The organism is Streptomyces sp. P9-2B-2, from assembly GCF_030406865.1.
In the GTDB taxonomy this organism is placed as follows: Bacteria; Actinomycetota; Actinomycetes; order Streptomycetales; family Streptomycetaceae; genus Streptomyces; species Streptomyces platensis.
Genome location: NZ_CP129126.1, coordinates 4,284,752 through 4,305,554 on the forward strand (window position 1 = coordinate 4,284,752; position 20,803 = coordinate 4,305,554).

Annotated in this window: 15 protein-coding genes, 4 tRNA genes and 2 pseudogenes; 12 read left to right on the forward strand and 9 right to left on the reverse strand. The window is 70.6% G+C overall.

Annotated features, from left to right (window positions below; translation table 11 throughout):
- Positions 1-22 precede the first annotated feature (22 nt).
- Positions 23-1,375: a Dyp-type peroxidase gene (locus QT196_RS18645; RefSeq protein ID WP_290355273.1), complete on the reverse strand. Its 1,353-nt coding sequence runs from the start codon at positions 1,373-1,375 to the stop codon at positions 23-25.
- Between the two features lie 114 nt (positions 1,376-1,489).
- A complete protein-coding gene (locus QT196_RS18650; RefSeq protein ID WP_248001202.1) occupies positions 1,490-2,080 on the reverse strand; it encodes a hypothetical protein in 591 nt (196 codons plus the stop codon).
- Positions 2,081-2,688: 608 nt separating this feature from the next.
- On the opposite strand from QT196_RS18650, the gene QT196_RS18655 reads away from it, so the two are divergent.
- From QT196_RS18655 to QT196_RS18680, 6 genes are all read left to right on the forward strand, one after another.
- Positions 2,689-3,366: a GAP family protein gene (locus tag QT196_RS18655; RefSeq protein ID WP_168480193.1), complete on the forward strand. Its 678-nt coding sequence runs from the start codon at positions 2,689-2,691 to the stop codon at positions 3,364-3,366.
- Positions 3,367-3,416: 50 nt separating this feature from the next.
- Positions 3,417-3,926 (forward strand): hypothetical protein, encoded by a 510-nt coding sequence (locus QT196_RS18660; RefSeq protein ID WP_266737266.1) that lies wholly within the window; start codon positions 3,417-3,419, stop codon positions 3,924-3,926.
- Positions 3,927-4,283: 357 nt separating this feature from the next.
- Positions 4,284-5,996, forward strand: coding sequence for a histidine kinase (locus QT196_RS18665; protein ID WP_290355274.1), 1,713 nt, complete (start codon positions 4,284-4,286; stop codon positions 5,994-5,996).
- A complete protein-coding gene (locus QT196_RS18670; RefSeq protein WP_168480196.1) occupies positions 5,989-6,687 on the forward strand; it encodes a response regulator transcription factor in 699 nt (232 codons plus the stop codon). Before QT196_RS18665 ends, QT196_RS18670 begins: the two co-directional genes overlap by 8 nt.
- 177 nt (positions 6,688-6,864) lie before the next feature.
- Positions 6,865-7,647 carry an ABC transporter ATP-binding protein gene (locus tag QT196_RS18675; protein ID WP_290355275.1) on the forward strand — a complete coding sequence of 261 codons (783 nt, stop codon included), beginning with the start codon at positions 6,865-6,867 and terminating at the stop codon, positions 7,645-7,647.
- 58 nt (positions 7,648-7,705) lie between these two features.
- Positions 7,706-10,282 carry an ABC transporter permease gene (locus QT196_RS18680; RefSeq protein ID WP_266737270.1) on the forward strand — a complete coding sequence of 859 codons (2,577 nt, stop codon included), beginning with the start codon at positions 7,706-7,708 and terminating at the stop codon, positions 10,280-10,282.
- A gap of 304 nt (positions 10,283-10,586) precedes the next feature.
- Here the strand turns inward: QT196_RS18680 and QT196_RS18685 are convergent.
- Positions 10,587-11,471 (reverse strand): annotated as a pseudogene (locus QT196_RS18685) (DUF3631 domain-containing protein); the annotation flags it as partial.
- 326 nt (positions 11,472-11,797) lie between these two features.
- A complete protein-coding gene (locus tag QT196_RS18690; protein ID WP_211117374.1) occupies positions 11,798-12,028 on the reverse strand; it encodes a hypothetical protein in 231 nt (76 codons plus the stop codon).
- A 109-nt stretch (positions 12,029-12,137) separates the two neighbouring features.
- Between QT196_RS18690 and QT196_RS18695 the strand changes: the two genes are divergently transcribed.
- Entirely contained in the window at positions 12,138-12,803 is a 666-nt protein-coding gene (locus tag QT196_RS18695) for a helix-turn-helix transcriptional regulator (RefSeq protein WP_290356680.1), read from the forward strand.
- Positions 12,800-14,305 (forward strand): annotated as a pseudogene (locus tag QT196_RS18700) (tyrosine-type recombinase/integrase); the annotation flags it as partial. The gene QT196_RS18695 and the pseudogene QT196_RS18700, both read left to right, overlap by 4 nt.
- Positions 14,306-14,442: 137 nt before the next feature.
- Here QT196_RS18700 and QT196_RS18705 read toward each other — a convergent pair.
- From QT196_RS18705 to QT196_RS18720, 4 genes are all read right to left on the reverse strand, one after another.
- Positions 14,443-14,518 (reverse strand) — tRNA-Lys (locus QT196_RS18705).
- Between the two features lie 178 nt (positions 14,519-14,696).
- Positions 14,697-16,856: a DEAD/DEAH box helicase gene (locus tag QT196_RS18710; RefSeq protein WP_266737276.1), complete on the reverse strand. Its 2,160-nt coding sequence runs from the start codon at positions 16,854-16,856 to the stop codon at positions 14,697-14,699.
- Positions 16,857-17,103: 247 nt separating this feature from the next.
- The gene (locus QT196_RS18715; protein ID WP_290355276.1) at positions 17,104-17,640 is read right to left on the reverse strand and encodes a hypothetical protein; all 537 of its coding nucleotides are present in this window, start codon (positions 17,638-17,640) and stop codon (positions 17,104-17,106) included.
- 280 nt (positions 17,641-17,920) lie between these two features.
- Positions 17,921-18,271, reverse strand: coding sequence for a metallopeptidase family protein (locus QT196_RS18720; RefSeq protein ID WP_030989320.1), 351 nt, complete (start codon positions 18,269-18,271; stop codon positions 17,921-17,923).
- 120 nt (positions 18,272-18,391) lie between these two features.
- On the opposite strand from QT196_RS18720, the gene QT196_RS18725 reads away from it, so the two are divergent.
- The 4 genes from QT196_RS18725 to QT196_RS18740 all read left to right on the forward strand — a co-directional run bounded on the left by QT196_RS18725 (position 18,392) and on the right by QT196_RS18740 (position 20,427).
- Positions 18,392-20,071 carry a metallophosphoesterase gene (locus QT196_RS18725; protein WP_290355277.1) on the forward strand — a complete coding sequence of 560 codons (1,680 nt, stop codon included), beginning with the start codon at positions 18,392-18,394 and terminating at the stop codon, positions 20,069-20,071.
- 82 nt (positions 20,072-20,153) lie between these two features.
- Positions 20,154-20,226 (forward strand) — tRNA-Glu (locus QT196_RS18730).
- A gap of 48 nt (positions 20,227-20,274) precedes the next feature.
- A tRNA-Asp gene (locus QT196_RS18735) sits at positions 20,275-20,349 on the forward strand.
- A gap of 4 nt (positions 20,350-20,353) precedes the next feature.
- A tRNA-Phe gene (locus tag QT196_RS18740) sits at positions 20,354-20,427 on the forward strand.
- A gap of 50 nt (positions 20,428-20,477) precedes the next feature.
- On the opposite strand, the gene QT196_RS18745 is transcribed toward QT196_RS18740, so the two are convergent.
- Entirely contained in the window at positions 20,478-20,708 is a 231-nt protein-coding gene (locus tag QT196_RS18745; RefSeq protein WP_248001204.1) for a hypothetical protein, read from the reverse strand.
- Positions 20,709-20,803 lie beyond the last annotated feature (95 nt).

Here is a 20,803-nt window from a genome sequence, read left to right on the forward strand (position 1 = left end):
GCCTCAGGGGCAAGAATCGCCCTCAGCCCTCCAGCTCCGCGATCCAGCGCAGGGCACGCAAACCCGGCAGGAAGCAGTACTCGCCGCCGCGGGTGACCACGAAGCTGGGCAGATTCTGGAGGCGGCGCCGGACCGGTTTCTCCGGGATGGTGGCGCTGCCGGTTCCGTCGTGATGCCCGGCCACCGGGTCCTTCTCGCCGGGGTGGCCGATGAAGTTGCCGTCGTTGACCCACTCGGCCTTGATGAACTCGAATTGCCGTTCAAGGTGGGCTCCGAGGAAGACGCCGACCAGGCCCCGGTCGGCGCCGTCGTCCTCCAGCACGCCCTCCGGCAGCGGCGGGCCGTAGGTGGTGCCGCGGCGGATGAGCCGGTGCATCCGCGCGTCGCCGATGATGGTGGAATCGCGGGGGTTGATGCGCCGGATGTGCGCACCGGCAGGGCACCGGAACCCCCGGTCGTCGTTCTCCCGGTACAGGAAGTTGTTGACGCGGTGCGGATCGGCCGCCAGTTCCGGGTCATCGTGCTCCGGCGCCAGCGCCAGCGGCGCCCCGCTGGGCCAGCGCCCGACCATCTTCGCCGCCAGGAGCGCCTCCTCCTCGGCGCTGGAGGTGTTCGCGCGCAGGTAACGGCGCCAGGCCGCCACGTTGGTGTGGACCTTGCGCACGGCCGCGTAGGTCCCGTTGCGCCCCAGCACATCGGGGCTGGGCATGGGCGGCGGGCTGCCGGTCTCGTCGGGGTAGCCGAGGATGAACTCGCCGGCCTTGATGGGGGCTTCCTGCGGGTTGGAGCCGGGCAGTCCGACGCCCTCGATGTTCGGTTGGCTGATGCCGTCGCGGAAGCCGAAGGTGGTGCGCCCGGTCGGGAGCTGGTGGACGTCCTGCTGCCAGATCACCTGGACACCGGGCGTGTCCTGGTAGGCGACGCGGGCCTGTTCCAGCGCTTTGTCCAGCTGCGCAGCCTCGGAGGCGAGGGCGCTCAAGGCGATATGGACCTCGCCCGTTCCGAACGGTGTCTCCCAGTGGGCCGGGGCGCTCTCGCCCACGTCGCCGATCAGGTCCGCGCGTGCAGCCATGCCCTCACGAAACGCCCGCGGAAAGCTGTCCAGCGACTCCTGGGGCACTCCCAGCGCCCTCAGCCCCTGGTAGGTGAATGCCACCGCCACCCAGGCATCCTGGCTCCGGTCCACGCTGGGCAGACCACCTGCAGTCAACGGGAGCAGCCGCCGCAGCAGGGCGCGCCCGGCGTGACGGTCGTCGACCCGCAGAAAGAGAAACTTTCCCTCGTACGGCACGGGCCGTGGACGCAGGGCCCCGCTTTGGACGTCGTCGATCTCGACGCGCACGCCCGCTGCGCTGCTGCTGTCCGCCGTGTTCATGATCGCTTGTGCCTCCACATCGGTCTCTGCCCGGGCAGCCCTACGCCGGCCGGCCCGCACCCCGCCGCCGCGGGTCACCGATGTGGGGTCGGCTCTGCGTGGTGTGTCCGGGTTCTAGGCCGCGGCTTCCTCCAGCAGCTTCTGGAAGGCGGGCGTGGCCAGCAACTCGGCGTTGGCCGGGTTGTCCAGCGCCGCCCGGAATTCAGGGGTGTCCAGCACCTCCTCGAACGCCTCGTCCACTCGGTGGTCCTTCCAGATCTGCTGAACGGTCAGGTCGGGATAGGAGCTGACGAAGCTCTTCGCGGGCGCCTGGTGGGCGACGAACCAGTCCTTCACTCCTGGATCGCTGATGCCAGGGAACCCTTCGCTGTGCGAGAAGATTGTGTCGAAGTGGGACCCGATTACCGTCTTGGCGAAGTCGTCGATGTAGGTGTCCCAGGAGCCGTCGAAGACGCTGGCGAACATGAACCGGGTGTCGTTGTCGAAGATCACGTGTCGTGCGTCGTGCAGGGTGCCGATCTGGCGCAGCGCCGCACGGCCCTTCACATCATCCGACCCGCTGGCGAGCGCGGCGAGATCCGCACGCAGCGCATCGGCCTCGCCCGGCTTGATCTTGGTAAAGACGGTGAACTCGCTACAGACCCCATCCGACTTGCCCGGGCGTTCGGGCTGAGCCGCCGGAGTTGCACCTGTCGTCGCAGTCATCGCATGACTCTCCTGCCACGGATCGGTGCGAGGGTCGCCAAGCACCCGAATATGGGGCGCCGTCGCCCTCACGTCTTCATCCTGACTGCCCGTGCGCGGCCACGCATCTTCGGCCCTGGGGATGCGGAAAGCAGCCTCGGGTGCCGGCTGGCTTCTCCAGTTCCGGGAAGGCAGCAATGCGAGCGGCCGGCAGGCAACAGGACGGGGCCTCGCGTTCTGAGGAGCTCCCGAGGACAGATCCGTAAAGACGCAGGAAGATGAGATGGGATGTCCGGAGAACGGCGTCGTCACGCTTCCGGGCAGCCGCTTCTGCGTGGCCGAGAAGCCAGCCGCGTAACAGTGCGCCGCTGCGCCCCGGCGCCGTCCCGGCCGCACCGTGAGCGGTTTAGTGATGCAAGCGCTCAGCAGTCAGGAACGTCCGGACGGCTGCAGGGCGGGTGCTGATCACCGGGGAGTTCGCTGTTCAGAGGGGCGCTTCCGGGGCTGGCGAAGGCCCGGGGCACGCACACGGCAGACCCGCGGGCGCCCGCCCAGGCGATCGGAGCACCCACTCCCGCCCCTCCTGGCCCGACCTGATCACCGCCCGGGCCCACCCCCTGGAGGTAACCATGGGCAGAGTTCTCGGTGACGTGCTGGGTCTTGCGGCCGGCGTTGCGATCAGCCCGCTGCCGATCATCGCCATCATCCTCATTCTCGCCACGCCTCGGGGACGTCTCAACGGACAGCTGTTCGCCGTCGGCTGGGTTCTGGGACTCTCGGCACTGGGCGCGGTGATGCTGGCGATCGCTTCCCCGGCAGGTGCCTCCGCCCACCATCACCCGGCCACCTGGGTGGGAGCCCTCAAACTCGCTCTGGGCGTGTTCCTCGTCCTCTTCGGCGCCCGGCAGTGGCACCGACGCCCGAAGGATCCCTCGCAAGCCCAGCTGCCGAAGTGGATGGGCGCGATCGACCGCCTCACGCCGGTCAAGGTCTTCGGGCTCGGACTGGCCCTGGCCGCGCTCAACGCCAAGAACGCTCCGCTGACCATCGCCGCGGGCGCCTCGATCGGCTCAGCCGGACTGCCGGTCGGGCAGCAGATCGCCTCGCTGGCAATCTTCGTGCTGATCGCCACCCTCGGCCTGCTGGCCCCACTAGGAGTCTTCCTCGTTGGAGGAGAGCGGGCGCACACCACGCTCGGCAGCTGGAAAGACTGGGCAGCCCAGCACAATGTCGCCGTGATGGCGGTCCTGTTCTTCGTCCTCGGGTTGAAACTGCTCGGAGACGGCATCTCCGTCCTCACCTCCTGACAGGCTTACTCGCGCCGCGCTGCGGCCTGGGTCAGCAGGGCGACGGTGTCGTGGCCGGCGCGCTCGGCTTGGCCGAGTACAGCAGCCAGCGCGTCCCGGCCAGGTTCGGCTTGCCGGCGGTCGGCACGGTGGGGAAGTGTGGTACGGATCGTGGCGGCACCGTCCTGACCGCGGCCGAGGGCGGGCCCGGAGTGGACGATCTGGTGGGCCTAGCGGCGCAGCGCGTACATTTCAGCGTCTTTGGCGCGGACGTGGGAGCGAGTGGCACGCTCGAAATGCCGTGCTGCTTCTCGCAGTTCGTGCCGTGCAGCTCCGAGGAAGGTCTGGGCGAGGGAGTCGGCCTTCTGGTGCGGATCTGGTGCGGGACGCCTGAACTGGTCCAGGCAACGAACAAGGCCCAGGTCGCTGACCTGGGCCTCAACTATGGAGCGGGTGACGGGAATCGAACCCGCGCTCTGAGCTTGGGAATCAACGGGGTCCAGGGCGGTCAGGTGTCGTCTGACCTGGGCAAACGCTGCTCTCCTTGGTCGTTCGAAGGGTGTCCGTGGTACCCCTCGTGACCGCTGTTGACCGGGCTGAAGGGCACGGATGGGGCACGCCCGGCTGTGGTGCTGATCGCGCAGCGGCAGAGGCTTGGCGATCGGCGATGGATCGTGATTCACGGTCGAGTCTGTGCAGGCGGTTTGCGGCAGCACTTCTCCATACTCATGGTCATCACTCATGCGTCATCCATTCACCGAGAGCGGCGGGCGGCCCGCATGCAGCACCTGAGCGTCGGCCCAGCCGGGGCGCCTTCGGCCCTCACCCCGCCCGTACCCGTTCCTCCGTCTTCCGTCAGGCCCTCCGCCTTTTGGTAGAGGCGGGGTCGCCCTGAAGGACCAGGGAACCCCCGCTACGGGAGCGTGATAATCGGCGTTATGTCGTTCAGCGCTTCGCCTGTCACCGAGAACAGTCCCGTCCGAAGCCTCTTTGCGGGGCCCGGGGAGCAGGGGCGGTGGCTGCTGTGGCGGGCGGCGGGTGAGGTGGTCCTGGCCGGGGCGCTGGTGCTGGTGATGTACAAGGGCGGCGGCGGTGTGAGCTACCTCAAGCTGGAGGGCGGCGCGGCGACCCTGGGGCTCATCGGCGTCGCAGTGGTGCTGGTGTTGGTGCGGCGCCGGTTCCCGGTGGCCGGTGTGGTCGGGCTGGCGGCGCTGATGGGGGTGGTGCCCGTTGTGGCGCCGTTGACCGCGGTGGCCGCCTACACCGCGGCCCGGCAGATCAAGACGCCGCGGCGGCGTGCCGGGGTGCTGCTCGCGGCGGTCGCCTTGGCACCGGTGACCTGCGTGATGTTCGCGCCCTGGATGGGGTTGTCCAGATGGGAGTTCGGTCTCGCCCTTGGTGCGGTGCTCGCCACCGTCACGGTCGTCGTGCCGGGGCTGGTCGGCACCTCCGTGGGGCAGCAGGACCGGCTGCTGCGGGCGTTGCGGGAGCGGGCTGCCGCCGCCGAGGAGGCGCGGCGGCTGGCGGACAGCGAGTCGCGTATGCGTGAGCGGTCGCGTATCGCCGCGGAGATGCACGATCTGGTGGGGCACCGGCTGAGCCTGGTCTCCCTGCATGCGGGCGGGCTGGAGATGGCGCTGCTCAAGGAGGCGCCCGCGCTGCAAAACGAGGCCGCGCTGGTACGGAGTGCCACACGCGATGCGATGCAGGAGCTGCGGGAGGCGCTGGGGGTCCTCGGCCCGGTGGAGAGGGACACCGGTACGGATGTGCTGACCGATGCGACGGGCACTCGCGCGGATGTCGAGGCGTTGGTCGAGGAGTCGCAGGGCGGTGGTATTCCCGTCGCGTTTTCCTGGGAGGGGCCCGACCTCGACGGCCGGCCGGCCCGGGTGCGGCGGGCGGTCCACCGGGTGGTGCGCGAGTCGCTCACCAACGTCCACCGGTATGCGGCCGGGGCCCATGTGACTGTCGCCGTCCGCCATACCGACGAGCGGGTGGTGGTCCAGGTGCGCAACGGCGTGCCGCCCGTCGCGCCCGCCGCCGCGACCGGGCTCGGCTCCGGACAGGGGCTGATCGGGCTCCGGGAGCGGGTGGCGCTGCTCGGCGGCGCCCTGGAGGCGGAGCGGACGCCCGGTGGCGGCTTCGCCGTGGCGGCCGACATCCCCGCCGACCCCGGGCCCGGGGCGGAGACGGCGGACACGGCGTCGGACGACAACGGGCCGGTGGCCGTCGACGAGCCCGGCAGTGGGCTCTCCGCCCTCCAGCGGCGCCTCGGCGGCGCCGTGACGGGGCTGCTCGGCCTGGTGGGGGTGGTCGTGCTGATGATGTTCGGGCTCGTGCTGGTGGACCAGGCGCAGTTCACGTCCCTGCCCGCGAGCGGCGAGGAGCCCCGGTTGGGGATGACGAGGGAGCGGGTGAAGCGCGCCGTGGGATGGGACGACACCGCGTCGCGCGCGGCCGCCACCGGGCACGAGCCGAGGCGGCCGGGTTCCGCCACGGACTGCATTTATCAGCACACGAGCGAGGAGCCCAAGAGCGGGCGGCTGGAGATCGTCCGCTACTGCTTCCGGTCCGACTCTTTGATCGCGATCGACCGTATTACCGTTCCGATGGTGACCGAACCGCCCGCTGGGAGCACGGCACATGACTGAACAGGCCAACTCGGCGGGCTCCCGGGAGGATTCCGTGATCCGGGTGCTGCTCGCCGACGACGAGCAGATGATCCGGCACGGTGTCCGGGTGATCCTCCAGCACGCCGACGGCATCGAGGTGGTGGGTGAGGCGGCCAACGGCGCCGAGGCCGTGCGGCTCGCCGCCGAGCACCGGCCCGATGTGGTGCTCCTCGACGTCCGTATGCCGGTTCTCGACGGGCTCGCGGCCGTCGGACCACTGGTCGCCCTCGACCCCGGGCCGCAGGTCGTCATGCTCACCACCTTCGGTGACGAGGACAACGTCATCCGGGCGCTGCGGGCGGGCGCCATGGGCTTCCTGCTCAAGGACGAGGGGCCGCAGGAGCTGATCAGCGCGGTACGGGCCGCGGCCGTGGGGGACGCGGTGCTCTCGCCCGGCGTCACCGGGTCGGTCATCCGCCGGATGCTGGGCGGCGGCTCGGCGGGTGCCGGGGCCGCCGCTCCGGACAGCAGGGTGGCGGGGCTGACGGACCGGGAGCGGGAGGTGCTGGTCATGCTGGGGGCGGGGCTGTCGAACCTGGAGATCGGCTCGCAGCTCGGCATCGGGGTGGGGACGGTCAAGACCCATGTCGGGTCGATCCTGGGGAAGACGGGGTGCGAAAGCCGGGTGCAGGCGGCGCTGCTGGCGTACCGGGCCGGGCTCATGAGCTGAGCCCAGGACGGCCGTCGACTCTGTCTTTGGGCAGAGAGGCCGTGGTCCGTGAGGGCGACATGGCCGGGGCGGGTCTGACCTTCGGCAGGCGGCACATCCCCGCCCTGAGAGCGACGAGTTGGGGGGTGCGCCGCGGCCACGATGGTCGGGAGTCCCGCACCCCTTCCAGGAGCAGCCATGTCGCAGTCCACCACCCGTACCACCCGCCTGAGGGCCCCCTCCGGTGCCGCCGCCCGCGCCACGGGACTGACCAAGGTCTACGGCGAGGGCGATACCCGCGTCGTTGCCCTCGACTCGGTCTGCGTGGAGTTCGGGCGCGGCCGGTTCACCGCGATCATGGGGCCGTCCGGCTCCGGCAAGTCGACGCTGATGCACTGCATGGCGGGGCTCGACTCGCTCTCCGAGGGCTCTGCCCACGTCGGTGACACCGAGCTGTCCGGCCTGGACGACCGACGGCTCACCAAGCTCCGCCGGGAGAAGATCGGCTTCGTCTTCCAGGCGTTCAACCTGCTGCCCACGCTCAACGCGATGGAGAACATCACGCTGCCGATGGATGTCGCCGGCCGCAAGCCCGACCGGCAGTGGCTGGATCTGATCGTGCGGACCGTCGGCCTCTCCGGGCGGCTGCAGCACCGTCCCTCGCAGCTCTCCGGCGGCCAGCAGCAGCGCGTCGCGGTGGCCCGCGCGCTGGCCGGCCGACCGGAGATCATCTTCGCCGACGAGCCGACCGGCAACCTCGACTCCCGTTCCGGCGCCGAGGTGCTGGGCTTTCTGCAGGAGTCCGTACGCGGGCTGGGGCAGACGGTCGTGATGGTCACCCACGACCCGGTGGCCGCCTCCTACGCGGACCACGTGGTCTTCCTCGCCGACGGGCAGATCACCGACGAACTGGCCGCCCCCACCGCCGAGTCCGTGCTCGACCGTATGCGGCTCCTCGACACCAGCGGACCGGCGAGCTGACGCGCCCTCCCGCACGGCTCCCTGTCCCCCCCCGCACCACTCCAGGACTGAAACCGACATGCTGCGAATAGCTCTGCGCAACGTTTTTGCGCACAAAGCCCGATTGGTCATGACCGCGCTCGCGGTCCTGCTGGGCGTCGCCTTCGTCTCCGGCACCCTCATCTTCGGCGACACCACCGCGAACGCCTACCGCACGGCCGCCGGCACAAGCCTCAAGGGCGTGGCCGTCTCCGTACAGTCCCAGGTGCGCCCAAGCGTCGCGGGAACGGGCGGCCCGGACGGCACGCCGTCCAGCACGCTCGACACCGCGCTGGCAGACAAGATCCGCGCGCTGCCCGGCGTCGCCGCGGTGCGCCCCACCGTCAACGGCATGGTCACCGTGGCCGGCAAGGACGGCCTGCCGGTCAACACCGACAAGGCCCGGCTGAACCTGGCCACCAACTACCTGCCCGGCAAGGACAGCCGCATCTCGCTGAAGGAAGGCCGCGGACCCGCCGCCGAGGGCGAACTGGCGCTGGACGCCAGGACCGCAGCGAAGGCCGGCTACCGGATCGGTGACACCGTCCGCTTCGCCATCGACGGGCCCGGCCTGGCCAAGAAGCTGGTCGGCACCGTCGCCACCGACGACCCGCGGGTCAACGCCGGGGGCACGCTCACGCTCTTCGACACCAGGACCGCACAGAAGCTCTTCCTCCACCCCGGCCAGTTCCACGAGATCGCGGTCGCGGCCAAGCCCGGTACCGATTCCAGCGAGCTGACCGACCGGGTGCGGGCACTGCTCCCCGACAAGGGCGCCAGGGCCACCAGCCGCGAAGACCTGGCCGCCGAGCAGGCCGAGCAGATCGGCGAGCAGACCGGGTTTCTCACCAAGACGCTGCTCGGCTTCGCCGGCATCGCGCTGTTCATCGGCGCGTTCATCATCGCCAACACCTTCACCATGCTCATCGCCCAGCGCAGCCGGGAAATCGCGCTGATGCGGGCCGTGGGCGCCTCGCGACGCCAGGTCGTACGGGCCGTTCTCATCGAGGCCGCCCTCCTCGGGCTCGGTGCCTCCGCCGTCGGATTCGTCCTCGGCATCGGCATCGCCACCGTCATGCGCCCGCTGCTGAACGCAAGCGGCGCCGGGCTGCCCGCCGGACCGCTGGTCATCTCGCAAGGGACGGTCATCTGGTCGCTCGTGGTCGGCGTCCTGATCACCGTCCTGGCCGCCTGGCTGCCCTCCCGCAAGGCCGCGAAGATCGCCCCCGTGGCGGCGCTCAGCAGCATCGACCAGGCCCCGCCCGCCCGTGCCCTGGTGGTCCGCAATGTGCTCGGCACCCTGCTCACCGGGTCCGGGGCGCTGCTGATGCTGTACATCTACACGGTCGATTCCACCGACCAGACCTACCTGATGATCGCGATGCTCGGCTCCGCGCTGACCATCGTCGGCATCATCGTGCAGGCACCGCTGCTCTCCCGCCCGCTGATCACCCTGGCCGGCAAGGCCACCACCCGCCTCTTCGGCGTCACCGGCAAGCTGGCCAAGGAGAACGCGCTGCGCAACCCGCGCCGCACCGCCGCCACCGCATCCGCCCTGATGGTCGGACTCGCCCTGGTCAGCGGTCTGACCGTGGTCGGGCACTCCACCGAGCGCGCCCTGATCGCGGATGCCACCCAGGGCCTGACCGCCGACTACACGGTCGCCAACACCATCACCACCGGGCTCGAAGTGGACGCGGCCGCCAAGATCGCGCAGGTGCCCGGCGTCGCCACGGCCGTCCCCACCACCACGGCGGCGGTCAGCACCGGGGGGCTCAACTTCATCGGGATCACCGGCACGGACCCCAAGACCTACGGCAAGGCCGCGAATCTCGACTTCCGCGCCGGCTCGCTGCGCGACATCGGCCCCGGGAAGATCGCGGTCTCCGACGAGTTCGCCACCAAGGCCGGGCTCAAGGTCGGCAGCACCCTCGACGTCGGCGTAACCACCGGCCGGAGCGAGAAGGAGGTGAAGCGGAAGCTGAAGGTCGTCGGCGTCTACGCCTCGACCCCCACCACGGAGGAAGCACTGGGCACGCTCGCCGACACCCTCCCGTACTCCGACACCAAGAAGCTCGAAAAAGTGCTGGTCAAGGCCGAACCCGGCCAGACTGCGGGCCTTGAGCGGAAGATCCGTGCCGCACTCGGCGACAGCCCGCTGATGGAGGTCCAAACCCACGAGCAGGCCATCAAGGACGGCGGCGCGGACATCGGCACGGTCCTCAAGATGATGTACGGGCTGCTCGGCATGGCCCTCCTCATCTCGGTCGTCGGCGTCGTCAACACCCTGGCCATGTCAGTCTTCGAGCGCACCCGCGAGATCGGAATGCTGCGGGCCATCGGCCTCGACCGCACCGGGATCAAGCAGATGGTCCGGCTGGAGTCGGTGGTCATCTCACTGTTCGGCGCGGCGCTCGGCATCGGCACCGGCATCTTCCTGGCCTGGGCCGGCGGCGGCCTGGTGAGTTCGACGATGGACACGTACGAGACCCTCCTGCCATGGGGCGAGCTGGGGATATTCCTGGCGCTGGCACTGGTGATCGGTGTCCTGGCAGCGATCTGGCCGGCCCGCCGGGCGGCCCGCCTGAACATGCTCCAGTCGATCCAGTCGAGCTGAGCCGAGCGGCCCGAGCGGCCCGAGCGGCCCGAGCGGCCCGAGCGGCCCGAGACCGTGCCACGGCGCGCACCGCACCGGCTGCACCGTGGCCCGCGACATCGACCACACCAGCCGGTGGCCCATGGTGGCCACGGAGGCCGATGCCGTACGCCGGTCCACCGCCCTACCGCTGCACAGGGAGAGCCCACCGGCTCTGACGTACCGACCGACGCGCCGCGGAAGGGCGTGCGTGGGGCAACTCGCCTCGATGCTCGGCCCGTTACAGCGTCGGTAGGGCGCGCGGCTCCCGAACGGTCCAGATAACGGCGAAGGCCCGGCGGATGTCGGCCAGGAGGCGGATGCCCAGGCTGCTGCTGTCCTGGTCGTGCTCGGCCTCGTGCTTGGCCATGACCCGGCAGGCGGTGCGGGCGAGGTCGGGCCACTGGCCCCCGGCGAGGTCGGCGACGGACACCAGCGGCTGCCAGGTATCAGCCGCCCGGTCTTCGACCGGCATGTCCGGTGTCAGCTCCATCGCCTCGGCGTGGAGCGGCGCCAGCCAGGCGGCGAGCCGGTCGCGCAGCGCGTGGAGGGTCGGGGTATCGCGGAAGGTGCGGAATTCCGCCACCTTCTCGCCCGGCCTGCGGCGCCGCATCCGGATGACGATCGACCGGTCCATGATCGTGTCGGGCAGGTCGCCGATGCCCGCGAGGGCTGCCATCGCGAAGGTGGGAAACTTCGCGACCTCGTGGTTGGGGCCGGAGACCCGGAGGGTGGGCCTGTTGCGCTGGTGTCCCGCGTTGAGCAGGCCGCGCATCTCTTCGTTCTTCTCCGCGACCTTCACGGAGCCGAAGAGCGTGTCGGCCTCGTCGACCAACAGGGTCGGCGGGGTGTCCGTGATCGACCGGAACACCGCGGCAGCCGAGGCATTGACCGTGATCAGCGGGTCATGGACACTCTCGGTAATCACGTCCAGGAGCCGCGACTTGCCGCACCGCTTGGCCGGCCCGACGATGGCCAGCCTCGGGGCGTGCTGCCATGCGGTCTGCAGATGGGTCGCCGCCACCCACAGAGTGACCGCCGTGAGGGCTTCCTCGCTCGGCAGCACGACGTATCGACGGATCTGCTCCCGCAGTTCTGTCAGCACCTGCTCGCCTTCGGATACCGGAGCGGAGTCGGGTATGACGGTGGGCGGCTCTTCCGGTGACGGCAGAGATGGGTCGCCACTCGGCTGGCCGGGGACGGCGACAGGCGGCCATACGGGCTTGTTGGAGTCGGAATAGGGCTCGGCTCCCGCATGTTCCACAGGGCAGCTCCTCGTCTGGCGGTGGCGGGCTTGCGCGCCCTTGCCGCCGGGTTGGTTCTTGACGGGCCGTTCGGGGTTGCTGGGGCCTCCGGCGTTGCACCGCCGGGGGCCCTTTCCCGTCTCGCGGGCACCAGGGCATCGCGAGGGAACACGGACCGTACGTCCACGCCCGCCAACAGTCCAGCGATTCTGTGTCAGCTCAACGCAGAATCGCCTGCTACGCTGCCGCCCTTTCACGCCGCCAACCCGAGCAGATCCAGCAGATCCGCGGTCACCACCCGGTAGGCGTTGCCGAGCCGCAGGACCTTGCAGGGGTACGCACCCCGCTTCGCCAGCTCGTAACCCTTGCTGCGCCCGAGCCCCAAGGCGCGATTACTGGTCTCCAGGTCAACGGCTACCGGAAGCGCAAGCAGATCTTCCCGGCTCATCCCGTTCATTCGTCCGACTGCGACGCTTTCGCGCATACGACATCCCTTTCGGTACAGCCCTCGGCGAACGTGGCCCTCACGTCCGGCTCCAGGCGTCTACCAACCAGGATCCTCAAGTTAATGTGTCTACATGACACAACACGGTATTGATGATGAAGAGGATGGCTTCCCTGAGTGGGAGGACCGCATCAAGGCCAACGTGGCCGGCGAAGTCCGGCGGAGAAGGAAGGAGATGGGGTGGAGCGCTCAGGAACTGGCCGACCAGTGCGAGCGGCTCGGGCACCCCATCCCGCGCAACGTGATCGCCAACATGGAGTCCGGTCGCCGGGCCAGCCTCCCGCTGGTGGACGTCATGGTCCTGGCAGCCGCCCTGAAGACGTACCCGGGCTCCCTGATCTTCCCGGTCGGCTACGTCGACCAGACCCAGGAACTGCCCTTCCAGGACCTCGTACCCACCTGGGACGCCCTGCGGCGCTTCACCGGCGAACAGGACGTGCCCGGCCATGACGCGGGCCTAGCGCCCGACTTCGAGGCCCACGCCGACCTCGTCAGCACCGCCCTGACCGCAATCGAAGAGGAAGAACGGGCGCGGTTCACGGCCGAAGCAGCAACCAGCCCCGCTCAGCAGGAAGAAGCCGAAGGCAGGCGGGCCAAGTACGCCGACCAGGGCCTCTCCGCCAAGTACAACCTCCGCTATCTCCGCCGGGACCTCCGCGACAACGGAGCCACCCCACCCGACCTGCCGCCCGCACTGGCCGACGTCGACCCGCCCGAGGACGACACCCACACCACATCGGAGGAACGCCTTTGAAGGGCTCCACGCACCGCCGTTGCTACTGCCGCGACCCCAAGACCGGCAAGCCGCTCGGCAAGAACTGCCCCAAGCTCATCAGCCGCAAGCACGGCTCCTACTCGATACGCCAGGAACTCCCGCCCCGCGAAGACGGCACCCGCCGCTCCTTCAGCCGCGCCGGCTACGAGACCCTCAAGGCCGCCCAGGCCGACCTGGACCACATACGCGCGCTCCTCGCTCTCGTCGACCAGGACGACCCGGACAGCACTGAGCGGCTGACCGCCATGTTGGAGGAGATCGCCGACGAGAAGGCGCCGCTTCCCGAGCCGGAGGAGACCCGCCGACGTCTGAGGGCGGGGCTGGCTCTTCGTGGCACCGTCACCGTCGGGGAGTGGCTCGACTCGTGGTTCGCCTCCAAGAAGCGGCGCAAGACGACGCTCAACGGCTACGCGTCGCACATCCGCGTCCACCTCAAGCCGCGCATCGGGCACATCCGCCTCGACCGTCTCCACGTCGGCCACTTGGTGGAGATGTTCGATGCCATGGTGCTCCAGAACGAGGTGATCGAGACCGAGAACCAGGCCCGCAGTGAGCAGATCGCGCGCTGCAAGCCGAGCAAGCCGGGGCGGCCCACCGCCGCCGAGCGGACACGCTTGGCCGAGGAGCAGCAAAAGCTGGCCGAGATGAAGCCGTTCCGGAAGCTGAACGGCCCTGCCACCCGGCAGGCCATCCGCCGGACCCTGCGCGCTGCCCTGAACGCGGCCATCGCCCAGCAACTCATCACGTTCAACCCGGCGGCCCACGTCGAACTCGAATCCGGCAAGCGGCCGAAGCCCTTGCTCTGGACGGAGGAGCGCGTTCGCCGCTGGCGCGAGACGGACAAGCTGCCGAGCCCCGTCATGGTGTGGACACCGGCACAGTTCGGTGTCTTCCTCGACGCCGCCGAGGGCGACCGCCTCTACCCGTTCTTCCACCTCGTCGGCGCCCGCGGCCTGCGGCGCGGTGAGGGCGTCGGTCAGGAATGGACGGACATCGATCTGGAGGCGGGGCTGATCACTCCCGCCAAGGAGATCGTGGTGGACGGCTGGGCCCCGTACGAGTCCGAACCCAAGACCGACGGCAGCGCCGGCACGATCGCGCTCGACAGCCTGAATCTGGCCGTCCTGCGGGCCCACAAGGCCCGGCAGGACGCGGAGCGCCTGGCATGGGGCTCGGCGTGGCAGGACTCGGGCAAGGTCTTCACTCAGGAGGACGGCTCGCCCCTGCACCCGGAAACCGTCTCCGAGACCTTCCGCCGCATTCTGGCGTCAACGACCCTCCCGCCGATCACGCTTCGCGATCTGCGCCACGTCGCGGCCACCCTGACGCACGGAGGCGGCGGGGACATCCACACGGTGAAGGAGGTCCTGCGCCACTCGACCATCGCCCTGACCTCGGACACGTACACGAGCCTGCTGCCCGAACTCGACCGCGAGATAGCCGAGAAGGCGGCGCAGCTCGTCCCGAGGACCCGCCGGGCAACGCCCATTGGCGAGGACTCAGGCGCTCCCGCTCACGCATCGCTCACGCACAAGCCGAAAACGAAACAGCGCCCCGACCGGCCTGAGCCGATGGGAGCGCTGCCTTGCAGGTCAGAGGAGTTCTCCTCGACCGATGATGGTGGGCCATCAGGGGCTCGAACCCTGAACCAATGGATTAAAAGTCCACTGCTCTGCCAATTGAGCTAATGGCCCGCACCGAGCAGCATAGCCCGAGGTTGTGCCGCAGCCCGAAGGCATTACGGATCAAGCCATTCGGCGGGGTGCCACATGGCCGGTCCGCGGGCCGTGCGGGGCCCGCGGTGGACCGTACAACGCGCGGGGCCCGCACGGCACTTGAGTGCGTACGGGCCCCGCGGATCAGCGTCGGTGATCAGCCGTTGCGCTTCCAGCGCGGCTTGTCCTCGCGACGGCCGAAGGAGCCGGACGGGGCGGCGCCACGGTGGTCGTCACGACGGCCGTAGGGGCGGTCGCCGCCGGAGCGGTGGCCACCGGTGGCCGGACGGCCGCCGGAGCGGTCGTCACGGTTGAAGGGACGGTCGCCGCCGGTGGAACGGAAGCCACCGGTGGAACGGCCCGGGGTACGGCCGCCGGAGCGGTCGTCGCGGTTGAACGGGCGGCTCGGACGGTCGCCGCGGTCGCGGTTGAAGCCGCCACCGGAACGCTCGTCACGACGCTCGAAGGAACGGCCACCGGAACGGTCGTCGCGGCGGTCGCGGTTGAAGCCGCCGCCGGAACGGTCATCACGACGGTCACGGTTGAACCCACCACCGGAACGGTCATCGCGACGGTCGCGGTTGAAGCCGCCGCCGGAACGGTCATCACGACGGTCACGGTTGAACCCACCACCGGAACGGTCATCACGACGGTCACGGTTGAACCCACCACCGGAACGGTCATCACGACGGTCACGGCTGAAACCGCCCCGGTCGTCACGACGGTCACGGTCGAAGGAACGGCCACCGGAGCGGTCGTCACGACGGTCGCGGCGCTCGAAGTTGCCCCGGTCGTCGCGGCGCTCGTCGGCCGCGTCGGCCTGCGCCGGAACGGCGGCCTCGGCCACCTCGGCGGCGGCGGTCTCGGCAGCGGCGGCGAGCGCCTCGGCCGGGTCCTCACCGCGCTCGCGGGCGGCCCGGGCGGTCAGCCGGTCGGCCTCCTCGCGCAGCTCGGTGGCGCGGCGCTGAAGGCGCTCCAGCTCACGGGTGAGCTCGGCCACCTCGCGCTCGGCCTGCTTGGCGGAGTTGTTGGCACCGTCGGCCTGGACCTCGGTGAGCGAGCGCGCACCGGTGATCTTGGCGACGTCCTCGTCGAAGGCGCCGGAGCCGCCGACGATGTGGCGCGAGGCGTCCACGCCCGCGTCCTCCATCAGCCGGAAGATCTGCCGGCGCTGGTGCGGCAGCGACAGCGAGACGACCGTGCCGGACTGGCCGGCGCGGGCCGTACGGCCCGAGCGGTGCAGGTAGTCCTTGTGGTCACCGGCCGGGTCGACGTTCAGGACCAGGTCGATGCCGTCGACGTGGATACCGCGGGCGGCGACGTCGGTGGCGACCAGCGCGTTGACGTAGCCGTCCTTGAAGTCCGCGAGCACCCGGGTGCGCGCGCCCTGCGTCATGCCGCCGTGCAGTGCGTCGGCCTTCACACCGGACTCGACGAGCTGCTCGGCGATGCGGTCGGCGCCCAGCTGGGTGCGGACGAAGATGATGGTGCGGCCCTTGCGGGCGGCGATGGCGGCGGTGACCGGCGCCTTGTCCTTCGGCTTCACGACGAGGACGTGGTGGGTCATGGTCGTGACGTTGCCCTGGGCGCTGTCGACCTCGTGGGTGACCGGGTTGGTCAGGTAGCGCTTGACCAGGGTGCCGATCTCGTTCTCCATGGTGGCGGAGAAGAGCATCCGCTGGCCGCCGCCGGGGATCTGGTCGAGCAGCTCGGTGACCTCGGGCAGGAAGCCCAGGTCGGACATCTGGTCGGCCTCGTCGAGGACCGCGACCTGGACGTTCTCCAGGGAGCAGGCGCCACGGTTGATGATGTCGCGCAGCCGGCCCGGGGTGGCGACGAGGACGTCGACACCGCGCTCCAGGGCGTAGATCTGGTTGCCCATGGACGTACCGCCGCAGACGACCTTCATCTTCAGGCCGAGCACGTCGCCGTAGGGCTGGAGCGCGTCCGCGACCTGCATCGCGAGCTCACGGGTCGGGGTGAGGATGATCGCGCGGGGCTTCTTCTTCTCGGTGCTGCCGCCGGCGAGCTGCGCCAGGGCCGGCAGACCGAAGGAGAGCGTCTTGCCGGAGCCGGTGCGGCCGCGGCCGAGGATGTCCTTGCCGGCCAGCGCGTCCGGAATGGTCGCGGCCTGGATGGGGAAGGGGGTGGTGACGCCGTTCTGCGCGAGCTTGCGGACGACGCCCTCGGGCAGTCCGAGGTCGGCGAAGGTGATGGTGTCGGTCTCGGTCTCGGGCGACTCGTCGACCGCCGTCACCTCGGGGGCCGTCTGCTCGTCGATTGCGGGCATGACGGACTGCTCAGTGGAAATGGACATGCGAAATGCGAAACCTTCCGGAGTCTCGGCACGCGCCCAAACTCCGTGTGTTTCACAAAGACCGCCTCTATGCGGTCAGCCACGGCAAGGGAGAGAACGCGCCACGCGGCGCGCTTCTGTTCTGGCGCCGGGCAAATGGGATCAAACGATCTACCACCATACGCACTCCGCCCCCCGGATGGCAAATGACCGTCTGGCCAGGCCCTCCGCTGCCCCGGACAAAGCCACCCGCCCCGCCCGGAACCCCTCACGCCTCCTCGTCGTAGAGCTCCGACTGCGACGCCATCGGCGAGACGGGGGACGGGCCGGAGGCATGGGAGCTCGGCGGTGGCGGGGGGCTGCTCGGCGGCGCGGTCGGCTGCGCGGGGGGCGTACTGGGCGCGGACGAGGCCGGCGGGGTGGCCGGGCGGTCGGGGTGCGTCGGCGAGGGCTCGGGATGAGGCCGCCCGCCAGAGCCGCCGGAGCCGCCGTGGGCGCCGCCCGCACCCGGCTCGGGGCCCGAGGGCCGCACCGGCCGGGACGGCGTACCGGGCCCGGACGGCTCCGGTGCCGCGCTCTTCGACGCCTTGCCCGCCTTCTTGCCCTTGCCGCCGGCCGGGTGCGCCGCGCCGTCGCGCCCCAACCGCCGCGGGCCGTCGCCGCGCCCGTCCACGGTCACCCCGTTGGGGCCGGACCAGCCGTCCTTCCCGTCGTGCCGCACGGTGCTGCCGGAGGGTTTCGGCTCCTCCGGGTCGCTCACGCTCATACAGCCGGCCAGCGCCGCGGCCAGCGCGGAGACGGTCACGGCCGCGGCGGCGGCCCGGGAACGCGCCCGGGCCGACGGCGGGCGCGACGAAGGGGCAGGGGACGACGACGGGGACGGTGTCGGCGTCAGGGACGGGCGATGTGGGCTCGGGCGCACGGCGGGACCTCCGGATCCGGAACGCAGGGACGGCGGCACGGACGCCCTGCCCAACTCCCGCCCCCCACCTGAGGACACGCACCAGGCCCGGCCGATCACACCGGGCACGGGTTCCGGAACGCCCTCCCGCCGGGCCGCGGCCCTTCGGGTGCCGGGACAGCCCTCAGCCGTAGCCCAGCGCGTGCAGCCGCTCGTCGTCGATCCCGAAGTGGTGCGCGATCTCATGAACGACCGTCACTTCGGTCTCCGCGACCACGTCCTCGCGGGTGTCGCACATCCGCAGCGTCGGCCCCCGGTAGACAGTGATCCGGTCCGGCAGCACACCGGCGTACCACTCCCCCCGGTCGGTCAGCGGCGTCCCCTCGTAGAGCCCGAGCAGCTCGGGGTCGTCGGCGGGGGGTTCGTCCTCGACGAAGACCGCCACGTTGTCCATCAGCCGGGTCAGCTCCGGCGGGATCCGGTCCAGCGCCTCGGCGACCAGTTCCTCGAACTCCTCGCGCGTCATTTCCAGCACACCACCATTCTCCGCCACGGCGCCTCCCCACCGATCGTCGCGGTTCGCCCGCCGCACCGCAGCCCAACCGGAGGCGGCCCCTCCTCGCTTAACGGCACCCCGGACGGGCATACGGGACCAATGGCCCGCGCAGCGCGCTCCCGGACACCGCACCCCGACGCCCCGCAAAGCCACCCGCACCGGCTGCTCCATACCGGCCTCGCCGGCGTACGCGCCCTCCCGGCAGCCGTCCGCCGCGGCTACCGCTCCCGCCGTACGGCCCCCACCGCCACCCTGGTGGACGACGCCCCGCACCGCCCCCTGGCGTCCGCCCTCGGCCTGATGGCCGTCACCGTCGTCGGCGCCTGGCTGGGGCTGCTGCTGATCGGCAGCCTCCGTGTCCCCGTCGGCCCGATGGACACCAGCATGGCGCTGCGCCCCTCACTGTCCGGCGGCACCCGGATCGAGGTCGCGCCGCTCGGCGATCTGGAACTGAGCAGCCACCACGCGCCCGTACGGCTCGATGTCGACGTCGACCGGTTGGACCCGGTCCGCTCCCAGGCGCTGGTGGACCACCCCGAACGGTTCGCCGGTCTCCAGGCCGAGGTCACCCACGACGTCACCCGCGGCGCTCTGGGGCTGGCACTGCACTCCTGCGTCGCCGTGGCGTCCGGCGCCACCGCGCTGGGCCTGGCCATCTACCGCCGCCCGCGCCGCGCACTGGCCGCCGGCGGTCTGGCGCTCACCCTGCTCGGCGCCTGCGCGGGAACCGCGTACGCCACCTGGAACCCCGAGTCCGTACTGGAGCCGAAGTTCTCCGGCCTGCTCACCTCGGCGCCCTCGGTGGTCGGCAACGCGCGCAGCATCGTCAGCGAATTCAACGTCTACCAGCAGGAGTTGGCGCGCCTGGTGACCAACGTCACCAAGCTCTACGACGCCACCTCGACGCTGCCCGTCTACCAGCCGGACCCCACCACCATCCGCGTCCTGCACGTCTCCGACATCCACCTGAACCCGGGCGCCTGGCGGATCATCGCCTCCCTGGTGAAGCAGTACCGGATCAACGTGATCGTCGACACCGGCGACACCATGGACCACGGCTCGGCCGCCGAGAACCACTTCCTGGACCCGGTCTCCACCCTCGGCGCCCCCTACGTATGGGTACGCGGCAACCACGATTCCCGGGGCACGCAGAAGTACCTGACCGGCCGCCGCCAGGTCACCGTCCTCGACCACGGCACGGTCACCCAGGTCGCCGGCGTACGTATCGCGGGCGTCGGCGATCCGCAGTTCACCCCGGACCGCTCCGTGGTGGCGGCCGGCGACCCCGCCGAGCGCACCGCCGGCGGCCGCCTCGCCGACGCGCTGCGCACCCAGCGGCTGGCCGGCACCCCCGTCGACCTCGCGCTGGCCCACAACCCCGCCGCGGTGCGCGAGGCGGACGGCCTGGCCCCGCTGGCGCTGGCCGGCCATGTCCACCACCGGGAGAACACCCTGCTCCCCCAGGGCACCCGGCTGATGGTCGAGGGCTCGACGGGCGGCGGCGGACTGCGCGCGGTGCACAACAAGAAGCCCGAGCCGGTCCTGGCCTCGGTGCTCTATCTGGACCGGAGGACGAAACGGCTCCAGGCGTGGGACGAGATCACCCTCGGCGGACTGGGCCTGTCCCGGGCCGAGGTCAGCCGCCACCTCCCCCATGAGAACCAACCCGGCGCCACGCCCGCGCCGTCCGGTTCACCGCCCTCGTCCGGCCCGTCCTCCGGGCCCTCGTCCCACCCTTCCGGACGCCCGGCCAGGAGCCCGTCCGCACACCCCCGCTAAACCGTTTTGGCGAACGGTCCTCCCATCCCATATGCTTCTCACGTCCCCGACGGCGCCGGTAACGACGCCAAGGTGGCCACCAGCCCTCATCGTCTAGTGGCCCAGGACGCCGCCCTTTCAAGGCGGTAGCACGGGTTCGAATCCCGTTGGGGGCACGCAACATCGTGTGTGAGAATGGCTTGCGCCGCTTTCGCACAATGCAAGGTCCTGTGGAGCAGTTTGGAGTGCTCGCCACCCTGTCAAGGTGGAGGCCGCGGGTTCAAATCCCGTCAGGACCGCTGCGGCTGGGTAGCTCAGTTGGTACGAGCGATCGCCTGAAAAGCGATAGGTCGCCGGTTCGACCCCGGCCCCAGCCACACCCTTTGGGAGAAGGCCCCGATTCCTCGAATCGGGGCCTTTTTCGTCGTTATCCGACGCCGGCTTCCCGGGCGGCCCCGGCGGGCCCGTCCTCCGGCTGCCAGAAAATCAGCCGGGCACCGCCGGTGATCATCCCCGTCGCCGCCAGGCCCATCGCCATCTTCACCAGCCGCACGTTGCCTTCCCAGTCGTGCGGCGCGCCGAAGACCAGCCAGGCGCCGAGCGCGATACCGGCGACCATCATGACGATGCCCGCAATCCGTCGTATTCCCTTGTCCATACGGGCATTCTCGCTGACCGGCGATCATGTCGTAATGCGGTTTTCGGGCGCCCGCCCGCTCTCCCCGCGGCCACCCGGACGGCGGTGCCGCCGCA

Excerpts from the sequence above, each read along its gene's own strand:
- QT196_RS18690 (WP_211117374.1), bottom strand. The coding sequence starts at position 12,028 with ATGCGCGAAAGCGTCGCAGTCGGACGAATGAACGGGATGAGCCGGGAA.
- QT196_RS18745 (WP_248001204.1), bottom strand. The coding sequence starts at position 20,708 with ATGGACAAGGGAATACGACGGATTGCGGGCATCGTCATGATGGTCGCC.
- QT196_RS18645 (WP_290355273.1), bottom strand. The coding sequence starts at position 1,375 with ATGAACACGGCGGACAGCAGCAGCGCAGCGGGCGTGCGCGTCGAGATC.
- QT196_RS18675 (WP_290355275.1), top strand. The coding sequence starts at position 6,865 with ATGTCGCAGTCCACCACCCGTACCACCCGCCTGAGGGCCCCCTCCGGT.
- QT196_RS18710 (WP_266737276.1), bottom strand. The coding sequence starts at position 16,856 with ATGTCCATTTCCACTGAGCAGTCCGTCATGCCCGCAATCGACGAGCAG.
- QT196_RS18670 (WP_168480196.1), top strand. The coding sequence starts at position 5,989 with ATGACTGAACAGGCCAACTCGGCGGGCTCCCGGGAGGATTCCGTGATC.
- QT196_RS18665 (WP_290355274.1), top strand. The coding sequence starts at position 4,284 with ATGTCGTTCAGCGCTTCGCCTGTCACCGAGAACAGTCCCGTCCGAAGC.
- QT196_RS18650 (WP_248001202.1), bottom strand. The coding sequence starts at position 2,080 with ATGACTGCGACGACAGGTGCAACTCCGGCGGCTCAGCCCGAACGCCCG.
- QT196_RS18655 (WP_168480193.1), top strand. The coding sequence starts at position 2,689 with ATGGGCAGAGTTCTCGGTGACGTGCTGGGTCTTGCGGCCGGCGTTGCG.
- QT196_RS18725 (WP_290355277.1), top strand. The coding sequence starts at position 18,392 with ATGGCCCGCGCAGCGCGCTCCCGGACACCGCACCCCGACGCCCCGCAA.
- QT196_RS18680 (WP_266737270.1), top strand. The coding sequence starts at position 7,706 with ATGCTGCGAATAGCTCTGCGCAACGTTTTTGCGCACAAAGCCCGATTG.